The organism is Arthrobacter sp. UYNi723 (genome assembly GCF_054057635.1).
On record NZ_JBSRZM010000009.1, the window covers coordinates 79612 to 101227 of the forward strand.

The following is a 21616-nucleotide window of genomic DNA, read 5'->3' on the forward strand; positions in this document are numbered from 1 at the left end:
TAATGATTGAACTTGTAGCCCTCGACATGGCCGGAACCACCATCGACGAACACGGGGATGTCTACCGTGCCCTCGGGGAATCCGTCCGCGAGGCCGGCGCCGAGGTAACCCCCGAGGACCTCCAAGCGTGGATGGGCGCGGACAAGACCGAAGCCATCGCAGCGCTGCTGGAACTTGGCGGCATCGCCGCCGAATCCGGGCTCGTTGCGCACACCTTTGTCCGCTTCCAGGAGATCCTGGCGGCCCTCTACGCCGCGAACGCACCCGTTCCCCTGGACGGTGTTGAGGACGCGCTGCGGACCCTGAAGTCCATGGGCATCAAGGTAGCCCTGACCACCGGATTCTCGCGGGATGTGGCTGATCCGCTGCTGGCCACCCTGGGCTGGCGCGTGGGCGACGGCGAGCTGCTGGACGCCGTGGTCACCTCCGACGAAGTGCCCCGCGGACGCCCGGCTCCGCACCTGATCCACCGTGCCATGGAGCGCACCGGCGTCCTGAACGTGGGCGCCGTGCTGGCGGCCGGCGACACCGTCGTCGATCTGCAGGCCGCGGCAAACGCCGGCGTCGCCGGCGTCGGCGTCCTGACCGGGAAGCTCGGCGCGGAGGAACTGGGCCGCCACCCGCACCTCCGCATCCTTCCCGGCGTGAAGGACCTCCCCGAATTGGTGGGCTCCTTGGCCGCCGAAACTCCCGCCGTCGTTCGCTGACGCTTTTTGTAGCGTCAGGCAGGCTAGTAGCGTCGGGGCGGGCCGGACGCTACGAGAAAACCGAGGAGTTCCGGGGGACCAGGACCTTGACCGCGGCCGGGACAATCTCAACCGTTGCCGGCAGCGGGGCGATCATCTCGCCGTCGGCGTAGATTTTCAACGGCTTGTTGGCGCTGATAGTGACGCTGCGGCCGCGCGTGAAGCCGACACCCGGAGTGTCCAGGTGGGTGCCACAGTAGGAGCGCAGGAAGGTGGCCGCGACCCGGAGGATGGAGGCCCGCCCCAGAGTGACCCAGCATCGATCCCGTGTCCCACACCGCCACCTTTGAAGCGGGCATCCGCGGGCCGGCCATCGAGGCCGCGCTGTCCGTCCACGGCTTCACCCTGGGGCACCTGCCGCAGAGCCACCAGCAGGCCACCCTGGGCGGATACATTGCCACCCGTTCCGCAGGCCAGGCATCCACCGGCTACGGCCGCGCGGACGATCTGGTCAAGTCGGTCCACGTCGAGACTCCGGCGGGGCCCTTCGACGCCGGCAGTGAAGCCCCCGGCACCGCCGCCGGCCCCAAGCTGCTGGACGTCCTCGTTGGCAGTGAAGGCATTCTCGGCGTGATCACCACTGCAACGGTGAAAATCGCCCCGGCACCCCAGCACAAGGCCTACGGTGCGTGGTCCTTCCCGTCCTTTGAGGCCGGGGTTGAAGCCCTGCGCCAGTTACGCCACGACGGCGTCCGCGGCGACATGCCGCACGTCTGCCGGCTCAGCGATTCCGACGAAACCGCCACCACGTTCAAACTTGGCGGCCGGAAAACCGAACTGCTGGGCCGCTACCTTGGGCTCCGCGGCCAGAAGACACCGGCGCTGGCACTTTTTGTGTGGGAGGGTGACGCCCGCGAAACCCGTGCCCGCAAGCGTCGCAGTGCCCGGATCCTGCACAACGCCGGCGGCCTTGTGCTCGGCCCCCTGCCCGGCCAGTCCTGGGAACACGGGCGGTTCAGCGGCCCCTACATGCGCGATGAGCTGCTGACCCGCGGCGTGTATGTGGAGACGCTGGAAACGGCCGCAAGCTGGAGCCAAGTAGGCGCCACGCACACCAGCATCCGCCAAGCCATTCTGGATGCGCTGCAGGCAAACGGCGGCGGAGCCTATGTCCAGGCGCACGTTTCGCACGTCTACTCCGATGGCGCCTCGCTGTACTTCACCTTCCTCGCCGGACGCGAGGAAGACGGGCTCGCCCAGAATGCCCGGGTCAAGGAAGCCGCGTCCAAGGCGATCGTCGCGGCCGGGGCCACCATCACGCACCACCACGCAGTGGGCACGGACCACGCACCGTACATGACCGCCGAGATTGGCGACCTGGGCGTCAGGGTGCTCCAGGGAATCAAGGACGTGCTGGACCCCCAGGGCATCATGAACCCGGGCAAGCTCATCCCTGCGGCAACGCCGGCAAAAGCGGCGGCAGCAGCGCCGGCAGCAGCCCCGGCAACAACGCCGGCAGCAGCGCCAGCGACAACCTAGGAAAACGGCCTGAACGGAAAGCGGACGACGGCGGGGACGTCCCGCCGTCGTCCGCTGAAGGGCAAACGGTCAGCCGCTCCGACATGGATACGTCGGGGATTACAGCCGCGGGACGCATTCCCCGGTTCCCAGCAGCGCCAGCCCGGCGCGGTCGCCATCGCCGAAGTCGAACTGCCCGCTGTTTTCCTCATGCATCAGCTGCGTGGGATCGTCCACGTGGTCCAGCCCCAGGACGTGCCCCAGCTCGTGCATGATGATGGCGCGGATGTGGGCAGGTCCCTCCGGCCAGGCCAGTGTTTCCGCGAGGCCCGGCGCATCGAGGGTCACCTGGCCGGCGACGTACACATAGGGCTCGCCGGGAATATGCGCGTAGGCGCTTCCACCGGTCCCTGCAACCTTCCCTGCCAGCTTGGGTGCTTCCGCCGGGGACGACCACGCAATAAGAATCGGCGCCCACTGCTTGCCGTAGCGCGCCGGCTGGTACGCTTCGCGGGCTTCGGATGGCGCCTCGGACGTGGTTCCGTCATACACGAACTGCAGTCCCGAGGCCGCGGAAACTGCGGACACGGCCTCCTCGATAAGTACGTCTGTTCCTGGCGGCGCATTGTCCGGCCGGACCACGTAATGCAGCGGACGGCACGGGTCGTAGGCCACAAAGGCCTGGCCCGGGTCCGGGGATTTCTGCAGGACATAGGCGGTGGATCCGCTGGTGGCCGGCGGCAGTCCGAGCGGGGCTGATGCGGCCTCAAACCCTGGTGGCGGCACTTTGGCGCCTGGCAGGTGGGGCATGGCTGCCGGCAACACAAACCGGTCGAAGAGGGTCGGCGTGAAGTAGAGACCCGCCACGAGGGCGATGCCCAGGACAGTGGCGGTGCGCGATTTCCACTTGCGCCCGCGGACTTTCCGGCGGTGGACGGTCCTCTTGGCCGAGATTGGCGAGAGGGGGGCACCGCGCCACGGCTCGGGCGCTGGCGGCTTGCCCAGTGCCTCATCGATTGCCCATTGCGGAACGCGCCCGCTGGGCGAACGGCGGATGCGGGGAAACTCCCTGTCGCCAGAATCTGATTCCAACAGTTCCCCCTTGCGCTGCCGTGCCATCTCCTTTGATGGTCTGCCCAGCATAGTGGCGGTCCCGTTGATCCGTCCGAAATTACCCGTGAAGTTCGGTCGGCCAGGTTCACTCAAATGTTGCGTTAAATGAGGAAGCGGACGACGGCGGGAGCTCCCGCCGTCGTCCGCTTCCAAAAATGCGGGGCTACTCCTCGATGGTCACGCAGACGGAATACACGTCCTTGAGGTAGCCCGCATTGACGGCGTCGCGGGGGAAGTAGCGGTTGCCTTCTCCGGTATCGTGGGTCCATGGTGCGGAACCTGGCCGACATCGGCGCTGAAGGTGTATTGCTCGCCGGGGCGGGCCGCGCCATCCTGCTGCAGATCGCGAACCCCGCGGTGGGCCATGGCGTCGCCGAGCACAGTGACTTTATTGCCCGTCCCCTGGACCGCTTCCGGGCTACCGTAACCTATGTCTACGCGGTCGTTTACGGAACAGAGGCCCAGGTCGCGGCCGTTCGCCGCAGCGTCAACCGGGCCCACTCCACGGTCCGCCGTAAGCCCGAATCCGGCTCCCACGGGTACAGCGCGTTCGATGCTCAGGCGCAATTATGGGTGGTGGCCACCCTGTACGACACAGCCATCACCGTCTACGAGAAAATCTACGGCCCGCTGGACGACGAGGCAGCCGACCTAATGTACAGCGACTACGCAAGAATCGGCACCGTCCTGCAACTGCCGGCGAACCTGTGGCCGGTCGACCGCGCAGCCTTCAGGACATACTGGGACGCGTCCCTTCTGACGCTGGAGCTGGACGCCGTCACCGCCGGCGTCGGCCGCGACCTCCTGTACCCGCCGGCCGGGCCGCTCTGGCTGCGGATGAGCATGCCCCTGATCCGGTTCATCACCGCCGGGCTGCTGCCGGACCACTTGCGCGCCGGCTTCGGGCTGCCGTGGAGCGACCGCCACAGCCGCCTGTTCGACCGCACCACCCGGTGGTCCGCCCTGGTGTACCCCCGGCTGCCGCGGCCGGTCCGGCACTGCGTCAAGAACTACTGCCTCGGCCGGCTCCGCACCTCGTAGCCCTGAACCGCCATCTTTCGGGGTCGCCGTAACGAATCCCTGGCATGAACTATTACAGCCACGCGGCGCAGGAACGCGTTCGGGACGCCGCATACGACGCAGTCGAGAAAGTCCTCAACAGCATGTTCGAACCGTTGAACCGGCAGGCCCTCACGGCGCGCTGGAACCAGGCCTGCGAAGCCATGGCCAAACACCTGGAAGCTCGAGACACCGGCGAAGAGTAGACGCCCTGCTTTCGGTCTCAAATAGGATTGACGGACGATCGAGATCGAAAGGTTTGAGCTGTCCATGAAGGTCACCACCACAACGCTCCAGATGCTCCAACCGCCAGCCTGGGCGGCGCGTCCGTTGCCCGATGAGGCGCGACTGGACCGGGCTGTTGGGGTCACCCCGGAGTATGCCCGTTTCCTCTATGGCCTGGTCGGCGGGCCGTGGCACTGGACGGATCGGCTCGGGTGGACACGGCGGCATGGTCTTTGACGCAACGCGTCGACCTCCCGCAGGTGTCCCGTGTCTGGGTCCACACCTGCACCCTGGACGGTCCCGCGGCCCTGGCGAACTACCAGTCCCGCGGGTTTGTGCCCTGCGGGACCGAGGACGCGGACATGGAAGTGGCGGAGGAGCCGTTCGGTTCCTGGGTGGCCACCGGCGGTCGGTAATGGCCGCATAACTGACGCGGGCCACTGACGGTCGCATCTGCTGCAAACCCGCTGGCAGCCGTAGGCTGGAACCGACAAAAGGGTGACCGAAGGGGTGACATGTCGGAAACGATATCGGCCGGGCTGCTGGGCGAAGTGATGGCCGAGCTGGCCGTGCTTGAGGACCCGAAGATGCGCGATGCGAACGAGAAGCGCGGCGACGACCACGGGGTGAACCTGTCCAAGCTGCGCGCGGTCGCGAAGCGGCTGAAGACCCAGCAGGAACTCGCGCGCGAGCTCTGGTCCACGAACGACACTCCGGCCAGGTTGGTGGCCCTGCTGATCTGCCGGCCAAAGGCCTTCGAACGCGACGAACTGGACACCATGCTCCGCGAGGCGCGCGCCCCCAAAGTGCACGACTGGCTCGTGAATTACGTCGTGAAGAAGAGCCCGCACGCGGAGGACCTGCGCGTGGCCTGGATGGCTGATCCGGATCCGGTGGTCGCCAGCGCCGGCTGGGCCCTGACCAGCGAACGGGTGGCGAATACGCCCGCAGGGCTCGACCTCCCTGGGATGCTGGACATTATCGAGGCCCAGATGAAGGACGCCCCGGACCGGCTGCAGTGGGCCATGAACCACACGCTGGCCTTCATTGGGATCGAGCATCCCGAGCACCGGGCCCGGGCGCTCGATATCGGCGAACGGCTCGAGGTCCTCAAGGACTACCCGACGCCCCCGAACTGCACGTCACCGTTCGCGCCGATCTGGATCAACGAGACGGTGAGCCGCCAGGCCACCGCGTAAGGCTGTCAGCCCGGAAGCAAAACGAAAGGGGACGACGCCGGGAACCTCCCGCCGTCGTCCGCTTCAGTTTTAGCCGTGAACCGATCAGACGGTGGCGAGCTGGCGTTCCTGGCCACGGACGCTGACCGTGAAAGTGTTGGGGCCGCTGCACTGGACCGCAATGCGGCATTTGGTGGTGTTCGCCTTCACTGAGAGGTCGTGCACAATGCTCTCAAGGGTGTGCTCAATCGCAGACCGGTCCCAGATTTTCAGCGTGATGGAGTCAGTGTTTTCAAACGTCATTGTCAGTACTTTCGCTCATGCAGTTAACGGCTCCGCGTCGTCCTTGAGGGGGCCGCATCCTCGTCGGTGAGGATTGCTGATCTTGGTAGTGCGGGAACGGGGTCCCGATCTCATGGTTCATGCTTGCCGCCGACATTTGCAACAGAAATGGCGAAAGTGTGAGCGATTACACGTTGGCCCTGGCTTTAGTTATTGACAGCGGCGTAAAGGTTCAGGGACGCCGAAAACACCAGCCACGAGACGTTCGGCAGCATCAGCAGTCCGGCCGTTGGGCTGATGGGTCCAAAGCGCAGAACTGTCAGTGACGCTGTGAGGATGACGGCGGCGAGGACTACCAGGGCCAGCCAGAGGGCCGCGGTCCCCAGTACGGGATACAGGCCGAAGAACGTCATGGGCCAGACCAGGTTCAGTGCCAGCTGGAGCCCGTAGAGCGTGAGCGCGCGGCGGCGCGGGTCGCGCCGCTGCCGCCACACCAGCCAGGCTGCCACGGCCATTGCCGCGTACAGGACCAGCCAGACTGACGTGAACATCAGCCCGGGAGGCGTCCAGGGGGCTTTGTCCGCCAGCGCGTACCAGCCGCCGGCAGCCGTTCGGATCGGGAGGGACCCCACGAACGACACGGTCCAGGAAAGCGCGAGGAAGCCGATCAGGGCTGCAATCTGCCGCCATAGAGATGGCCCGTCCGGGACTGCCGGACCTTGCGCTTCGTTGGGGACAGTGTCAGGCACTGACCCACTGTGGACAATGGCGGGTACCCGCGTCAAACCCGGAGGTATCGGAGGTCTCCGTCAGGGTCCCTTCGAGATGGCATTTCGCGGCAATGTTGACCGGCGGCACTGCCGTGAAATGCCATCTCGTAGACCGCATTTAAGCCTTGACACTATGCTGCCCCCGGGCGTAGCGTACAACCAAATGGTTGTAGATCAGCTCAGAGACGCGGACGTGGACCGCCTGTTCCAGGCACTTGCGGACGCCACCCGGCGGGACATTGTCCGGCGGGTGACGGCGGGGGAGTATTCCGTCTCCGGCCTCGCCGCCCTCTATGCCATGAGTTTCGCCGCCGTCCAGAAGCATGTGGCGGTGTTGGAGCGGGCTTCCCTGGTAACGAAGGAGAAGCGCGGAAGGGAGCAGATCGTGCGGGGTGACCACGAAGGACTGCAGAAGGCCCGCCGGCTGCTCGATGAGTATGAGGCGATCTGGCGGCAGCGTGCCGGGCGGATCGCAGACATTCTGGCTGAAGGATAGGAAGGTTTTGCAATGCCTGTTATCAGTTCCACCAAGAATCTCGAAGCGCTCAGCTTCACCCTGGTGGCCGAGTTCGACGCCGGCGTCGAGCGTGTCTGGCAGATCTGGGAAGACCCGCGCCAGCTTGAGCGGTGGTGGGGTCCACCCACCTGGCCGGCCACGTTTGAGGCGTTCGATTTTCAGCCCGGCGGGAAGGCCGGCTACTACATGACCGGCCCCGAAGGGGAGAAGGCCGGCGGCTGGTGGCGCTTCACCGCCATCGAGGCACCCCGCAAGCTTGAGTTCGACGACGGCTTCGCCGACGACGACGGCGCCCCGAACGAGGCCATGGGAATCACGCATGCCGCCGTTGACCTTGAGGACCTCGGCGGCCGCACGCGGATGACCGTTCTGTCCACCTTCGAGTCCGAAGAGCAGATGGAACAGATGGTCCAGATGGGCATGGAAGAGGGCATGCGGGAGGCTGCTGGCCAGATCGACGCACTGCTCGCGGAACACGCCCGCGCCTGAGTAACGCTGACGGTTTTGACGCAAAGGCGAGCGCGAAAGGACACTTGCGGCCCCAGGATCCGGGGCCTCAAGTGTCCTTTCGCGCGTGGTGGTGGTCGCTCCTACGTAGGCAGCGTTGCCGGTTAGTGCGTCAGGTCCTTGCCCTTCGTTTCCGGGATGGTGAACACAACCGCGATGCTGACGGCCAGCAGAAGTACCGCATAGACGTTGAAGAGGTTGGCTTGCCCAATCGAGCCGAGCCAGGCCTGCAGGTACGGTGCCGTTCCACCGAAGGCTGCAACCGCGATGGAATAGGGGACGCCCACACCAACGGTGCGGATTTTGGTGGGGAACAGCTCGGCGTACACGGCCGGTACGATCGCGGCCGCTCCTGCGATGAAGAACAGCATGACGGACATGGTGACCGTGAGCTGCCACGGGGAGTCCTTCAGCAGCCAGGTCATGGGGAAATGGAACAGCGCGGCGCCGGCGGCGCTCATGATCATGACGGGCTTGCGTCCAATGCGGTCCGACAGCTTGCCCCAGAACGGAAGTGCGGCGATGAACAGTACATTGGCTATAACGCTGGCCCAAAGGGTCTCTCCGCGGTCCATCTTCAGCACAGACGCGGCGTAGCTGGGCGTCACGATACCCCAGATGTAGTAAGCCACGGTCAGGCCGACGGTCAGTCCGATAACCTGCAGGGCCTGCTTGCGGTGCCGGTAGATCTGCGGCCACATCGGCTCGTGCTTTTCCTTGGGCGATTCTGCCTCGAAGACCGCGGTTTCCTTCAGTCGCGCCCTCATGATCAGGGCGTACAGGCCCATGATGCCGCCGATGATGAACGGGATCCGCCAGCCCCAGGCGCCCATGTCAGCCTTGCTCAGGACGTTGGACAAGGTGGCGCCAAGGATGGTTCCGGCCAGGATACCGACGGTGCCGGAGGTGTAGATGAGCGTTGCCCAGAAGCCGCGCTTTTCCTTCGGTGCCATTTCGGAGAGGTATGTCTGCGACGACGGCAGCTCGCCGCCGTGGGCAAGGCCTTGGATCAGGCGGGCCACCAGCAGCATGACTGAGGCAAAGGCCCCGACGGCTTCGAAGGTCGGTGCGATACCGATCAGCAGGCTGCCCAGAGCAGCGAGCCCGACGGCGAACGTCATGGACGTCTTGCGGCCGATCCGGTCACCGATCCAGCCGAACACGAAGCCGCCGAATGGGCGGGCGACAAAGCCGACGGCGAAGATCGCCAGCGTGGCGAGGAAGGCCGACGTCGGATCCTCCTTGCTGAACAGGGCGCTCGCGATAAAAGGCGCGAAGGTTGCGTAGATGGCCCAGTCATACCACTCGACGGCGTTGCCGATGCCGGTGCCGACGAGGGTGCGCAGGTGGGACTTGTGAACCTGGACGTCTGCTGGGACGCCTGCAGTTGTGGTCATTGTGTACTCCAGGATTTGAGGGTTTTAGTGGGCCGAAGCCAAGGCTGCGATGCGGGAGACGGCCAACTCGGTGTAAAGAGCAGTTCCGTCGGACAGGACGCCGTCGTCAAAGGCGGCGTATGGGGAGTGGTTGAAAGCGGTGGTGGTGTGGTCGGCGCCGGGGGCGACGGCGCTGAGCCCGATAAACGTCCCGGGTACTTCCGCCAGCACCCTCGAAAAATCCTCGGATCCACTGAGCGGGGTGGCCCAGCGGGTGAGGCGCGAGTGTCCAAAGAGGTTTTCGATGGTCTTCTCCGCGGTGCGCGTTTCGTCGTCGTTGTTGACGGTGAGGGGGTACTCGTGACGGTAGTCGACGTCCACCTCAAGGCCGTGGGCAGCGGCGATGCCCTTCAGCAGCGTGGGAGCGGCGGTCATCATCCGCTCCCGGGAGGCATCCGAGAAGGTTCGGATGGTGGCTTCGATGCGCGCCGATTCCGGAATGATGTTGCGCTTCGTGCCTGCCTGGAGGACGCCCACCGTCAGGACCACGGGATCGAACATGTTGAACTGGCGGGTGATCATGACCTGCAGGGCTGTCACCATTTCTGCGGCCGCCGTGACGGGGTCCTTGGCCGCGTGCGGGGCCGAGCCGTGGCCGCCGGCGCCCAGAACCGTGACGGTGAGGGCGTCCGAGGCGCTCAGCATCACGCCCGGTTTGGTGCAGAACCGGCCATGCGGCTCCAAGGCGGAAAACACGTGCATCCCATAGGCGGCGTCAACCCGGCGCCCGGCCGCGTCCAGCACGCCTTCGCGGATCATGTGGCCCGCCCCGTCAAAGCCTTCCTCGCCCGGCTGGAACATCAGCACGACGTCGCCGGCCAGCTGGTCCCGGCGCTCGGCCAGAAGCGTGGCTGCTCCGGCGAGCATGGCGGTGTGGAGGTCGTGGCCGCACGCGTGCATGGCGCCGTCGATCTTGGACGCGAACTGGACGCCGGTGCGTTCCTGGACGGGGAGGCCGTCCATGTCGGCCCGCAGGAGGACCGCTGGTTTCGTTGCCGATGCGTGCGGCGCGGTGCCGCGCAAGACGGCCGTGACCGACGTCGTGCTCTTGCCCAGGGTGATTTCGAACGGCAGGCCGTCGAGCGCCTTGAGGACTTTTTCCTGGGTCCGGGGGAGGTCCAGGCCGATCTCCGGTTCCTGATGCAGCTCGTGACGCAGCCGGCCAAGGTCGGCCTGCAGATCCTTCGCATCGGTGATGATCGACATCTACTCTCCTAAATTTCTGAACGTTTGGTCAGCGACCTGATCCCATTGTGTGGTGATGTGGTTCACAGGCTAGGAAATAGCTGAAAAAAATCAAAAGTATGATGGATACGGCAGGATTCATTCACCAGAGATAGAAGCGTGCGAAGTGGTACTCAGCGAGGAAGACCTTGCCCTGATCAACGTGCTGCAGGTCGCGCCGCGGATCAGCTGGTCGGATGCAGCCAATGTGCTGGGAGTGCACGCCACAACGCTGGCTGCGCGCTGGGACAGGCTGAGATTGTCGGGGGCGGCCTGGACGACGGCCCACCTGATCGGCGATCCCAAAAAGATGTGCCTGGCACTGGTGAGCGTGGATTGTGAAATGCAGTTGCGCGCGGAGGTGACCGCGGCGCTCGCCGCCATCCCTGAGGTGGTCACAGTGGAAGAGGCGGCAAGCAACAGGGACCTCATGCTGACGGTCATAGCGCCCACCTTGGCCCGGTTCACGGATCATGTCCTTCCGCGGTTCAAGGAGATCCGCGGGTTGGTGAAGTACCGGACCTCGCTGGGTACCCGTCTGCATTCCGCTGGCCATGCGTGGCGGCTCAATACCTTGGACAAGGCGAAGCAGAATGCGCTTTCGGCCGTTGCCAGTCCTGAAGTCACCGGTTCAGCAGCCTCGAGACCCGGGGCGCCACTGCCGCCCAGCCACCTGGATCTGATCCCGTTCCTGGCGCGGGACGCGCGAGCGAGCGCAGCGGACATCGCGCGCAGCCTGGGCCGGAGCCCGGCGACGGTCCAGCGGCAGCTCAACAGGGTGGTATCCAGCGGGCTGCTGTCCTTCCGTTGTGAAATTGCCCAGAATCTCTCCGGCTACCCGGTGAGCTGCCAGTGGTTCGCCAACGTGTCGCCGGGCCAGCACGAGGCCGCGGCCGCTGAACTCCGCAGCCTCCGCACTGTCCGGTTCAGCGCGTCCACCACCGGAGGCACAAATTTTGTGATCCTCATGTGGCTGAATTCGCTGGCCGATGTGATGAACGCCGAATTGGCCCTCCAGCAACGCATCCCGCAGATCGAGCTCGTGGAGAGCGTCGTGATCCTGAGCAGCGCCAAGCGGATGGGCTGGATGCTGAACCCGGATTCGACGGCGAGCGGCGCCGTTGTGGTCTCAACCGCGGAGCTGCCGTCCGTAGGGTTCCCCTGAGCTTCCAAGCGGCTGCCATTGGCACCGTTGAAATCAGATGTGGACGCTTGAATACTGGAAAAAAGACTCGATTCAGGCACGGAGGCGGTGGCATTCTATGAGCGGCGGGGCGGGGTATTTCAAGCGCCGGCTGGAACGGGCCGCAGAAGTGCGCTCCTACCGCGGTGCGGGGATCAGCGCTGAAGAAGAGGCCGAACTCGAGGCTGCCGAGGCGAAGGAGCGGGGCAAGCGCAAGAAGGTGGACGATGCCCAGCGGGCGGAGTATCTGATCCGGGACGCCATGGCACAGGGCAAATTCGACAACCTCAAATACGCCGGCAAGCCCATCCCCGGGCTCGGGGATGCCTACGATCCCGACTGGTGGGTCAAGGGCCTGATCCAGCGCGAGAACATCAGCGGACTGGGGCCCAAAGCCATCCTGCTCCGCACCGAAGACGCAGATTTGGACGGCCGCCTTGATGCCCAGTTCACCGAAAAGCAGGTCCGCGACATCCTCGCCGACTTCAATGCCCGGGTGATCGACGCCCGCCGCCAGCTCCAGGGCGGCCCTCCCGTCGTCACCAAAACGCGGGACGGCGACGCTGAGGTGGCGCGCTGGCACGAACGCCGCGCCGCCCGCTCACAGGACGCCCTGCCTGATCCGGAGCCGCAGCGCTCCTGGTGGCAGCGGCTCTGGCGCGGCACCACTTAGCCGAGCGGACGGGGGGCAACGGACGACGGCGGCGCCTCCCGCCGTCGTCGGCTGTCAGGGTCGTCGGCTCCTAGCGCCTTGCGCCCGGGAAGCCGTTCTGAGGCGGAAAGCCCGGAATCTCTGGCGTTGGCGGTAGGACAGGCGCGGGCTCAGGTGCAGGAGGTGGCTCTGGCGCGGGAACCGGTGGCGGGGCAGGAGCGGGAGCCGGCGCTGGTGCGGGAGCGGGGGCCGGTGCTGGTGCGGGGGCAGGAGCGGGAGTCGGTTTCGGCGGGGCCACCATGGAAGCCGGTGGCGGCGGGAAGGGGTTGGCCGGGTAGAGCGGGGCGGCCTGGAGCATGTAGTTGACCCACTGCGGCCCGGCGATCATGTAGCCGTCAAGGCGCGGGTAGAACTGGCCGTTGACGGTGACGTTCTGGCCGGGGCGGTTTTGGCCTTCCAGTGCATCGCCAAAGAAGGACGCTGTGGCCAATCCCGAGGTGTAGCCCACCACCCAGGTGGAGCCGTTGTTGTTGGACGTGCCGGTCTTGGCGGCAACGGGCATCAGCGTGTGGATTTTGGGGTTGATCCACACCCCGGAGCCGACCTTCAGCACGTCCTGGAGCACCGCGTTTACGCCTCGGGCAACCTCCGGCTTGACGGCGTCGCGGCACTCGCTGGTCTGGCCCGGGAGTTTCCCGCCCGACACCTCCGTCACCTCAAGCACTGCGATGGGGGTGCAGTACCGGCCGTCATTGGCGAAGGTGGCGAAACCATTGGCCAGGTGGACCGGGGCGACGCCGATGGCGCCGAGGAGATTGCCCAGCTGATGCATGTTGATCTGGGCGCCATCGAGTCCGCTGTGCAGCCCCACGGCGTCCACCATCTTCTGGATGCCGCAGAAATCGAGCTGGGTGGCCGAGGCGAAGGTGGCCGTGTTGATGGAGTTGTACAGCCCGTAGTTCACGGGCATGGGGCGGTAGTAGCCCTCGTCCGAATTCTGCAGGTCATCGGCGGCGCCCAGCTCAGGATTGTTCTGCGCTGTGCTGTAGGCGCCCAGCACCTTTCCGCAGCTGGAGCGCCACGGGAAGCCCAGCGGATACACCCGGCGGGAGGCGTCCACCATCCCTGTCAGTGGCTTACCCTCGTTCAGCCACTCTGCGAACGTGAAGGGCTTCATGGTGGAGCCTGGCTGGAAACCGCCCGCCCCGTTGAGGTCATTGCCTTGCGGATCGCGGGAGTCCACGTTGAAGTTCAGTTGCGTATCGAACCTGCCCTCGGCAGGCAGGAATACCGTGTTCTGCGCCATTGCCAGGATTCTCCCGGTGCCCGGCTGGATCGACACCAGGGACGCGCCCCAGCGGTCGGGATTCGCCCCGGCGGTGGCGTCCACCTGCGCCTGGGCCGCCGCCTGGAGCCGGCTGTCCAGCGTAGTGACGATGGTGAGCCCGCCCCGGTACAGCTTCCGCTCGCGCTCGATCAGGGTAATGCCGTAGGCCGGGTTGTTCAGGATCAGGCGCGAAATGTAGTCGCAGAAGTAGGGTGCCATCTGAGCGTTGGCGCAGCCCTGCTTCCCCGGGCTGAGCTTGAGCTCGATGGGCGTGGCCGCGGCGGCGTCGTGGTCCGCCTGGGTGATCTTGCCTGTGGCCAGCATCTCGGCAAGAACCTGGTTCCGGCGGCTTGTGGCCTGCTCCGGATTGACCGCGGGGTTGTAGTAACTGGGGCTGTTGACCAGCCCGGCCAACAGGGCGGCCTGCGGCAGCGTGAGATCCGTGGCCGTGGCGCTGAAGAAATACTGCGCAGCCGCCTCGATTCCGTACGCCTCGCGGTTGAAGAACACGATGTTCAGGTAGCCCTCGAGGATCTGGTCCTTGCTGAACTTCTTCTCCAGCGCGATGGCCAGCTTCATCTCGCGGAGCTTGTCGCCGATGCTCTTCTGGCCGCTGAGGATCACCTCGTCGGTCTTGTCCTGGGACACGAAGGACTCGTTGATCACGTTGGTGACGTACTGCTGGGTAATCGTGGAGGCGCCCTGCTTGCCCTTATTCGTCAGGTTGGAGATTGCAGCCCGGACGATCCCTTGCGGGTCAACGCCCGGGTGCTCATAAAAGCGGCTGTCCTCGATGGCCACGATGGCATCCCGGACATAGGGGGATATTCGGTCCAGGGGGATCTTGATCCGGTTCTCGGTATAGAACGTGGCGATCGGCTGGCCGTCGGAGGTGAGGACTTTGGTGGATTGCGACGGCGGCGCGACGATCAGTTCCGTGGGCAGATTTTCAAAGTAGCTGATGGAGGTGCTGACTCCGTAACCGACAGTCGCAACAGCGGGGACCACCAGGCTTGCGGCCAGGACGCCGCACATGGCGCTCGCCGCAAAGAATCCGATGACCCTTCCCAGAGTGGAGGCCAACCGGTGCCTGCGTTTCTTTTGCTGCGCCATTGTTCAGCCCTCAAGCTCGCGACGTGTGAACAGGATACGCCGCTGCACCTGTTGCATCCAGATGCTGGACCAACTGATGCCAAACCGGTATTTTCCGTCCCTAAGTCCGTTCCGGGCCTTGTAACACGATACATACCGATATATCGTTAAGTGTCGGTGAGTGGTTGACCGATAACAATTCAACAAAAGGCCAGAGCATTCAAAAAGACAGCGAAGGGACGATGCCACCATGAAAGGCATTCACGACGACAAGTTTTTGGAACCGCTGTTCGGGCGGGGACAGTTTGAGCGGGGACGGTTTGAGCGCGGCAGGGGCCGCCGCGGACCGCACGGGCACCGCGGGGGAGGGTTTGGCCCGGGCTTTGGCCCACGGGGCGGATTTGGTCCTGGTTTTGGACCGGGCGGAGGGTTCGGTCCCGGCTTTGGGCCCGGTCCACGGAGGGCAAGCAGGGGGGACGTCCGGTGGGCCATCCTGTCGCTGCTGGCCGAGGCCCCGTCCAACGGTTATGGCCTGATCAAGACCATCGCGGAGAAAACATCCGGCGCATGGCGGCCCAGCCCCGGGTCGATCTACCCCACACTCCAGCAGTTGGTGGACGAGGACCTCATTGCGCCCCTCAGCGAGGGCCGGCGGACCGACTTCACCCTCACCGACGCCGGCAAGGCCTACGTGGCCGAGCATGCGGAGGAACTGGAGAACGCGTGGAACAGCGATGCGGAAGGATCCGGACCCGCCTTCCACCAGAGTGTGGGCAAGCTGATGGGGGTCATTCATCAGTTCCGGACGGCCGCTACGGAAGAACAGCGCAATGCTGCGGTGGAAAAGCTCGACGAAACCCGCCGCGCGCTCTACCGGATCCTGGCCGACTGAGCGCTTTTGAAGCCTGTGGCCTCAGGCGAACGTGTCTTCCTTGGCGGGAGCGGCAGCAGGTGTCGTGACGCCGCGACCCAGCGGGTTGAAGTGGTTACCCAGCCCGCCGAAGGCGTAGGCGGTCTCGGCATGCTCGGAGAGATCCACCCCCGCCATCTCGGCCTCGTGGCTCACCCGGAACCCGATGGTCCTGTTGATGGCCCGGCCGATCACCAGGGTCACACCACCGGAGAGAACTACGGTGACTACTACCGCCACGGCCTGTGCCGTCAGTTGCTGGAGACCGCCGCCGTAGAAGAGGCCCCCGCCCTGGCCGTCCACGGGGAGAGCGACGAAGCCCAGGGCGAGTGTGCCGATGAGCCCGGCGCCGAGGTGGACTCCCACCACGTCCAGGGAGTCGTCCAGCCCGAATCGGTACTTCAGGTCAACAAACACGCAGCAGGCTGCACCGGCCACCAGGCCCAGGCCGATGGCCGCCACTGGGCTGATGTTGGCGCAGGACGGTGTGATGGCCACCAGGCCGGCGACAACACCGGAGGCTGCGCCCAGGGACGTGGGATGGCCGTGGCGGATCTTCTCCGCCAGCAGCCAGCTGAGCATGGCCGCGGCCGGGGTGACCAGGGTGTTGATCCAGATCAGGCCGGCCTGCTCCGCGGTGGAGGCGGCGCCGCCATTGAACCCGAACCAGCCGAACCACAGGATGGCCGCGCCGAGCATGATGAAGGGGACATTGTGCGGGCGGTGGCTGGGATCCTTGGCGAAGCCGTGGCGCTGGCCAACCACCAGGGCCAGGACCAGGGCTGCCGTGCCCGAGCTGATTTCCACCACTGCACCGCCGGCGAAGTCGATGACCTGGCCGAAGGTCTCGGTGATGGCTCCGCCGGTGCTCATAAGCCCGCCGCCCCAGATCATGTAGGCCAAGGGGCAATAAACCAGCGTGACCCACAGCGGCACGAACACTGCCCAGGCGCTGAACTTGGCGCGGTCCGCGATGGCCCCGCTGATGAGGGCCACGGTGACAATGGCGAACGTGGCGCTGAAGCCTGCCTTGATGAGGTCAGGGGAGCCCATGAGGTTCTGCAGCCCGAAGTTGGCGAAGGGGTTGCCAAAAATGCCCAGGATTCCCTCGCCGGTGGTCATCGAGTATCCCCACAGGACCCACACAACTCCCACGATGCCGGCGGAGATGAAGCTCATCATGATCATGTTCAGCGCTGCCTTGGCGCGCGTCATGCCGCCATAGAAGAGACCGAGTCCGGGTGTCATGAACAGCACCATTGCCGCCGCGATCATCATCCAGACGTGTTGCGCAGTGATCTCCACCGGTGGGTCCCTTCCATTGATCCTGAATACGGGGACTTTTCCTACCTGGCCCCGCGCAATCCCCCCGATCAATATTTGTCGCCGCGTGTTTCCGTTTGAGCTTCGCTAAGTTGCGGATACGTTACGGCCCGGCGGCTTACGTGAAGATCGCATGACCGTGATGTTTCCGGCGTGTAAACGGGACCTGTTGAACGGCGCCGGGACGGGAAGCCCTGAGACTCCGATGCCAGCGACGGCGGGCGCCGGACCGCGCACGTGGTGAGAAGCCGCCGTCGGACGCTGAAAGGGCAACGTTTCCTGAAAGTGAACGGCGGCTCACCGCCGTGGCGGCCAGCCCCCGCGGCGTGAATCCGCCGGGTTGGCCCGCCAGGTCAGAAGGTCCGGGCGTTGGCCAGGACGGGCAGTTTGCCGCGGACCTCGGCAACGACGGCCGGGTCAATGTCGACGACGGTGAGTTCCGGTTCGCCGCCGAGGGCCACCAGGGCAGCACCCAGGGGAGAGATGACGGCGCTGTGGCCGACGCCGGTGGGAGCCTTGCCGGCGGAGGCGATGCCGACGCTTGCCGGGTCGCCCTGTCCGCAGGCCACCACGAAGGTGGTGCTGTCCAGCGCGCGGGCCCGGACCAGGAGGTCCCACTGGTCGGCCTTGCCCTCGCCGGCAGCCCACGAGGCGCAGACAATGTTGACTTCGGCGCCGGCTTTGGCGTTGGCCGTGAACAGTGCCGGGAACCGCACGTCGTAGCAGGTGGCCAGGCCGAAGGTGGTGCCGTTCACCCCGAAGGTCACGGGGGCTGTTCCGGCGTCCACGGTATCGGACTCGGCGAATCCGAATGCATCAAAGAGGTGGATCTTGTCGTAGGAGGTCTCGACGCCGGGGCCGGTGACCAGCAGGGTGTTCCGCACGCGGCCGCCGTCGCCCGGGGTGAACATGCCCGCGACAACGGTGATGTCCAGCTCTTGGGCAATGCTGCGGACGGCGGCGGCCCACGGCCCGTCCAGCGGCTCGGCAATGTCCTTCAGGCTGTTGCCGAAGGCGCGCATGGCGGCTTCCGGGAACACCACGAGCTCCGCTCCGGCGGCTTTGGCCCGCGTGGCGTAGTCTCGGATGAGCTCCAGGTTGGCGGCCAGATCGGCTCCGGTGATGATTTGGGCCACTGCTAAACGCATGAAATTACTCCAGTCTGTTGTATACATAATGTATGCGAAAAAGTTCGGGGACGGCGGCGTCCGGCCGCGAGAAGGCGTACGCGTACCTGCGCGAAAACATCCTGGTGGACCCGGAGGTGCAGGGGAAGTTCCTGAATGAGCAGGAGCTGGCCGCCGAGATCGGAGTCTCGCGAACTCCGGTCCGGGAGGCGCTCCTGCTGCTCGTCTCCGACGGCCTGGTGGAACTGATTCCGCAGCGCGGAGCCTATGTTCCGCCGGTGACTGGCCGTGAAATGTCGGAACTGATGGAACTCCGGGGTGTGCTGGAAAGCCATGCCGCCCGCCTGGTTATCGAACGGAACCGCGTTCCTGCGAAAACGATGCAGGACACCCTGGACCAGCAAGCCCAGCTTCCCGAGCAGCTGAATGCCGAGGCTGCGCAGGAGTTCATCCGGCTGGACACTCTCTTCCATCAGCTTCTGATCGACGCCGCCGGCAATGAGCTCATCTCCCGAACGTACAGCAAGCTCCATGTCCGGCAAATCCTGGTGGGCGTCTCGGCCTTGTTCCGCACCGGAGACCGGCGCGGAACAGTGTGCGCCGAACACCAGGACATCCTCGATGCCCTGGTGTCCGGCGACGCCGCACAGGCGCAGGCAGCCATTGACCATCACCTGGCTGTCACCCGGGATATCCTGCTCCGCACCTAAGCGCCGCCCTGTTAGTTGGATTCGCGTTTGTTGGCATCGCCAGCTGGCTCCGTCAGTTGCCTCGGCCGGGGGCCGACTGCTGGCGCTCTACCGCGGATCCTTCCAGCAGCAGGCGGTAGTCCTCGTCCTCCACGGTGTTGGAATCGCGGCCGAGGGCCAGGCCAACGGCGGTGACGCTTGCGGCGACTGCCACGTAGATGGCCACCGGAATCCACGTGCCGAACTGCGCCAGCAGCAATGTGAACATCAGCGGGGCGATGGCGCCGCCGATCACACCGGCGAAGGTGTAGGCCAGCGAACTGCCGGTGGACCGGAGCCTCGGTGAGAACTGCTCCACGATGAAGGCAGCCTGCGGGCCGTACATAAACGAGTGCGCCATGAGCCCCAGCACAATGCCGGCAATGAGCATCGGTTCGTTGTCGGCGCCCAGGACGCCGAAGAAGACAAACGTCCACACGGCGCCCACCACAGCCGCGGTGCCGTAGACCAGACGGCGGTTGAAGCGGTCGGACACGGCGCCGGCCAGCGGGATCATGAATAGCTGGAACGCGGAGCCGATCAGGACTGCCGTGAGCACCTGGCTGCGTTCGTAGCCGAGGGACTGGATGCCGTAGGTGAGGGTGAAAACGGTGAACAGGGCGTAGAGCACGTCCGGGCCCACCCGGCATAGCGTGGCGGCAATGAGGGGCCGGAGCTCCGTGCTGAAGACCTCACGGACAGGGGCGTTCGGCTGTTCGCCGTGGGCCTCGATGGCCTTGAAGATGGGGGTGTCTTCGAGCTTCAGGCGGATCCAGAGGCCGAAACCGACCAGCACGGCCGAGACGAGGAACGCGATGCGCCAGCCGAAACCGATGAACTGTTCCTCGGTCAGGGCGAGGGTCAGGACGGCGAGGGCGCCGTTGGCCATCAGGTTGCCGGCGGGCGGGCCCACTTGGGCTGCAGACGCCCAGAAGCCGCGCCGGTGGGGGTCGCCGTACTCGCTGGAGAGCAGCACCGCGCCGCCCCATTCGCCGCCGACTCCCACGCCCTGGGCGAAGCGCAGCAGCACCAGGATGATCGGCGCGGTGATGCCGATGCTGGCGTAGCCGGGAAGAACGCCGATCAGGACCGTGGCCACGCCGATGATCATCAGGGTGGTCACCAGCACCTTCTTGCGGCCGATCCGGTCACCCAGACGGCCGAAGATGATGCCACCAACAGGCCGGGACACGTAGCCCACCGCGTACGTGGAGAAGGCCAGGATGGTGCCCGTCAGGGGATCGGATGACGGGAAAAAGACGAGGGGAAATACGACGGCGGCCGCGGCCGAGTAGACGGCGAAGTCATACCACTCGAGGGCGGTGCCGGTGAGGCTGGCGGCGAAGGCCTTGTACAGGCCCTTGGGGTGAATCGGCTTGTCCGGACGCGGCGCTGCGCCGGAAGCCGGAACTGGGACGTTAGCCATGGGTGTTGTCCTCCACGAGATGTTTACGGGTGACGCCTGTCACGCTGGCGTTAAATGTATACATTACGCATACTGGATGTACATTGGCCACCGTTTCCGGTTTCCAGTTTGTAAATTTCTCCAGCAGGACACGCAAAGGATGGACAGAACATGACGACTCTGAGCTTCGAACTTCCCGACGGCAGCACCCGGACAGTCCAGGTCAAGCACCTCCTGAACGCCGGTTATGCAGGGCGGGAGCAGGAGGAAGTGCAGGCCCACATTGCCGAACTGGCAGAACTGGGAGTTCCCGGCCCCGCTACCACGCCGGCGCTCTACCCGGTCTCGCCCTACTTGGCGCAGCAGGTTTCCGAAGTCCGCGTGCAGCATGCCCGGACCTCCGGGGAAGCCGAATGGGCGCTGGTCATCACGGACGACGGCGTGCTGCTGACGGTCGCGTGCGACCACACGGACCGCGAGCTTGAGGTCCATGGGGTGGCCTGGAGCAAGAATGCCAGCCCCGACGTCCTGGGCCGCAAGGCGTGGCGGCTGGACGACGTGCGCGACCACCTGGACCAGATCACGCTGAAGGGCTGGGTGGGGCAGGGTGATACCGCGGACACGCTGATCCAAGACAGCTCGCTGGAAGCCCTGCTGACCCCGGACTACTGGCTGGAGGTGCTGACCGAGCGCGGCCTGAATGAGCCGGGGACGATCCTCATTTCCGGCACGGTGGCCATGACTAGCGGGGTAAACCAGTTCGCCCGCAGCTGGAAGGTAGAGATGACAGACCCCGTGACAGGATCCACCGTGGATGCCCAGTACGTGGTGGAGCAGATGGCCGAGCCCATCGGCTGATTCCGCCGGGCGGGGGCACGCTGGGGGTCGCAACTCCCGGTAGCATCATTGCTATGCCCACTGCGCTTGAAATGGCAGGTCCCATCCTGGAAATGATGACCTGGCTGTGCCTTCCGCCGGGGCTTGCCCTGCTGTTCTACTCGGGCATCCTTCGGCGGTTTGTGCACCCTTGGAACGTTGCGGATGCGGTGGTCTACGCGGACCTTACCGGAACGGGCTTCCGCTGGTTTGACCGCAAGTACCAGGTCCACCACGCCCCGATGTCGCCCCATGACATCAAGGACCTGGCCGTGGGCGACACGCTGCCGATCTACTACCACCCCAAGCGCCCCACGCAGTGGCAGACCGCAGCGCCCGAACCGGTGGGGCGGACCGCCGTCGTGCTTGGCCGCGTGCTCACTGGGATCGGTGCCGTGGCGCTCATCGCGGGCTTCCTGCTGCCGATGTTCTGACGTACCGCGCTGACACGCGGCGGCTGAAACAGCGTACGACGGCG

24 protein-coding genes are annotated in these 21616 nt (G+C 65.5%); 14 read left to right on the forward strand and 10 right to left on the reverse strand.

What is annotated here, in order from left to right:
- The first annotated feature begins 2 nt into the window (after positions 1-2).
- Positions 3-707: a phosphonatase-like hydrolase gene (locus tag ACVWY0_RS09275; RefSeq protein ID WP_485836440.1), complete on the forward strand. Its 705-nt coding sequence runs from the start codon at positions 3-5 to the stop codon at positions 705-707.
- Positions 708-756: 49 nt separating this feature from the next.
- On the opposite strand, the gene ACVWY0_RS09280 is transcribed toward ACVWY0_RS09275, so the two are convergent.
- Positions 757-993, reverse strand: coding sequence for a hypothetical protein (locus ACVWY0_RS09280; RefSeq protein ID WP_485836508.1), 237 nt, complete (start codon positions 991-993; stop codon positions 757-759).
- A 20-nt stretch (positions 994-1013) separates the two neighbouring features.
- On the opposite strand from ACVWY0_RS09280, the gene ACVWY0_RS09285 reads away from it, so the two are divergent.
- Complete coding sequence (locus tag ACVWY0_RS09285) at positions 1014-2225, forward strand: FAD-binding oxidoreductase (protein ID WP_485836441.1); 1212 nt, start codon at positions 1014-1016, stop codon at positions 2223-2225.
- Positions 2226-2324: 99 nt separating this feature from the next.
- Here ACVWY0_RS09285 and ACVWY0_RS09290 read toward each other — a convergent pair whose 3' ends face one another.
- The gene (locus ACVWY0_RS09290) at positions 2325-3296 is read right to left on the reverse strand and encodes a matrixin family metalloprotease (RefSeq protein ID WP_485836442.1); all 972 of its coding nucleotides are present in this window, start codon (positions 3294-3296) and stop codon (positions 2325-2327) included.
- A 288-nt stretch (positions 3297-3584) separates the two neighbouring features.
- Between ACVWY0_RS09290 and ACVWY0_RS09295 the strand changes: the two genes are divergently transcribed.
- The 4 genes from ACVWY0_RS09295 to ACVWY0_RS09310 all read left to right on the forward strand — a co-directional run bounded on the left by ACVWY0_RS09295 (position 3585) and on the right by ACVWY0_RS09310 (position 5800).
- Positions 3585-4358, forward strand: coding sequence for an oxygenase MpaB family protein (locus ACVWY0_RS09295; protein WP_485836443.1), 774 nt, complete (start codon positions 3585-3587; stop codon positions 4356-4358).
- Positions 4359-4402: 44 nt separating this feature from the next.
- Positions 4403-4582: a hypothetical protein gene (locus tag ACVWY0_RS09300; RefSeq protein ID WP_104060605.1), complete on the forward strand. Its 180-nt coding sequence runs from the start codon at positions 4403-4405 to the stop codon at positions 4580-4582.
- 207 nt (positions 4583-4789) lie between these two features.
- Positions 4790-5017 carry a hypothetical protein gene (locus tag ACVWY0_RS09305; RefSeq protein WP_485836444.1) on the forward strand — a complete coding sequence of 76 codons (228 nt, stop codon included), beginning with the start codon at positions 4790-4792 and terminating at the stop codon, positions 5015-5017.
- A gap of 99 nt (positions 5018-5116) precedes the next feature.
- Entirely contained in the window at positions 5117-5800 is a 684-nt protein-coding gene (locus ACVWY0_RS09310) for a DNA alkylation repair protein (protein WP_485836445.1), read from the forward strand.
- 84 nt (positions 5801-5884) lie between these two features.
- Here the strand turns inward: ACVWY0_RS09310 and ACVWY0_RS09315 are convergent, their stop codons facing one another.
- Positions 5885-6082: a hypothetical protein gene (locus ACVWY0_RS09315; protein WP_058931239.1), complete on the reverse strand. Its 198-nt coding sequence runs from the start codon at positions 6080-6082 to the stop codon at positions 5885-5887.
- A gap of 185 nt (positions 6083-6267) precedes the next feature.
- Positions 6268-6810 (reverse strand): TspO/MBR family protein, encoded by a 543-nt coding sequence (locus ACVWY0_RS09320; protein ID WP_485836446.1) that lies wholly within the window; start codon positions 6808-6810, stop codon positions 6268-6270.
- Between the two features lie 184 nt (positions 6811-6994).
- Here ACVWY0_RS09320 and ACVWY0_RS09325 point away from each other — a divergent pair, with 184 nt between their 5' ends.
- Together ACVWY0_RS09325 and ACVWY0_RS09330 are read left to right on the forward strand one after the other, a co-directional pair.
- Entirely contained in the window at positions 6995-7327 is a 333-nt protein-coding gene (locus tag ACVWY0_RS09325; RefSeq protein ID WP_485836447.1) for an ArsR/SmtB family transcription factor, read from the forward strand.
- A gap of 12 nt (positions 7328-7339) precedes the next feature.
- A complete protein-coding gene (locus ACVWY0_RS09330; protein ID WP_485836448.1) occupies positions 7340-7837 on the forward strand; it encodes an SRPBCC family protein in 498 nt (165 codons plus the stop codon).
- A 122-nt stretch (positions 7838-7959) separates the two neighbouring features.
- On the opposite strand, the gene ACVWY0_RS09335 is transcribed toward ACVWY0_RS09330, so the two are convergent.
- The gene (locus ACVWY0_RS09335; protein ID WP_252570491.1) at positions 7960-9252 is read right to left on the reverse strand and encodes an MFS transporter; all 1293 of its coding nucleotides are present in this window, start codon (positions 9250-9252) and stop codon (positions 7960-7962) included.
- A gap of 24 nt (positions 9253-9276) precedes the next feature.
- Positions 9277-10497, reverse strand: coding sequence for a M20 metallopeptidase family protein (locus ACVWY0_RS09340; RefSeq protein WP_485836449.1), 1221 nt, complete (start codon positions 10495-10497; stop codon positions 9277-9279).
- 145 nt (positions 10498-10642) lie between these two features.
- On the opposite strand from ACVWY0_RS09340, the gene ACVWY0_RS09345 reads away from it, so the two are divergent.
- Both ACVWY0_RS09345 and ACVWY0_RS09350 read left to right on the forward strand, forming a co-directional pair.
- Positions 10643-11680: an Lrp/AsnC family transcriptional regulator gene (locus ACVWY0_RS09345; RefSeq protein ID WP_485836450.1), complete on the forward strand. Its 1038-nt coding sequence runs from the start codon at positions 10643-10645 to the stop codon at positions 11678-11680.
- Positions 11681-11777: 97 nt separating this feature from the next.
- Complete coding sequence (locus ACVWY0_RS09350) at positions 11778-12371, forward strand: DnaJ family domain-containing protein (RefSeq protein WP_485836451.1); 594 nt, start codon at positions 11778-11780, stop codon at positions 12369-12371.
- A gap of 70 nt (positions 12372-12441) precedes the next feature.
- On the opposite strand, the gene ACVWY0_RS09355 is transcribed toward ACVWY0_RS09350, so the two are convergent.
- Positions 12442-14790, reverse strand: coding sequence for a transglycosylase domain-containing protein (locus ACVWY0_RS09355; RefSeq protein WP_485836452.1), 2349 nt, complete (start codon positions 14788-14790; stop codon positions 12442-12444).
- A gap of 229 nt (positions 14791-15019) precedes the next feature.
- Here ACVWY0_RS09355 and ACVWY0_RS09360 point away from each other — a divergent pair, with 229 nt between their 5' ends.
- Entirely contained in the window at positions 15020-15661 is a 642-nt protein-coding gene (locus ACVWY0_RS09360; protein ID WP_485836453.1) for a PadR family transcriptional regulator, read from the forward strand.
- Positions 15662-15682: 21 nt separating this feature from the next.
- Here ACVWY0_RS09360 and ACVWY0_RS09365 read toward each other — a convergent pair whose 3' ends face one another.
- Both ACVWY0_RS09365 and ACVWY0_RS09370 read right to left on the reverse strand, forming a co-directional pair.
- Positions 15683-16984 carry an ammonium transporter gene (locus ACVWY0_RS09365; protein ID WP_485836454.1) on the reverse strand — a complete coding sequence of 434 codons (1302 nt, stop codon included), beginning with the start codon at positions 16982-16984 and terminating at the stop codon, positions 15683-15685.
- Positions 16985-17355: 371 nt separating this feature from the next.
- Positions 17356-18150, reverse strand: coding sequence for a carbon-nitrogen hydrolase family protein (locus tag ACVWY0_RS09370; RefSeq protein ID WP_485836455.1), 795 nt, complete (start codon positions 18148-18150; stop codon positions 17356-17358).
- Between the two features lie 32 nt (positions 18151-18182).
- Here ACVWY0_RS09370 and ACVWY0_RS09375 point away from each other — a divergent pair, with 32 nt between their 5' ends.
- A complete protein-coding gene (locus tag ACVWY0_RS09375; protein WP_485836456.1) occupies positions 18183-18839 on the forward strand; it encodes a GntR family transcriptional regulator in 657 nt (218 codons plus the stop codon).
- Between the two features lie 52 nt (positions 18840-18891).
- On the opposite strand, the gene ACVWY0_RS09380 is transcribed toward ACVWY0_RS09375, so the two are convergent.
- Positions 18892-20283, reverse strand: coding sequence for an MFS transporter (locus ACVWY0_RS09380; protein ID WP_485836457.1), 1392 nt, complete (start codon positions 20281-20283; stop codon positions 18892-18894).
- 150 nt (positions 20284-20433) lie between these two features.
- On the opposite strand from ACVWY0_RS09380, the gene ACVWY0_RS09385 reads away from it, so the two are divergent.
- Complete coding sequence (locus ACVWY0_RS09385) at positions 20434-21120, forward strand: DUF2848 domain-containing protein (protein ID WP_485836458.1); 687 nt, start codon at positions 20434-20436, stop codon at positions 21118-21120.
- 53 nt (positions 21121-21173) lie between these two features.
- The gene (locus ACVWY0_RS09390) at positions 21174-21572 is read left to right on the forward strand and encodes a hypothetical protein (RefSeq protein ID WP_485836459.1); all 399 of its coding nucleotides are present in this window, start codon (positions 21174-21176) and stop codon (positions 21570-21572) included.
- Positions 21573-21616: the final 44 nt, after the last annotated feature.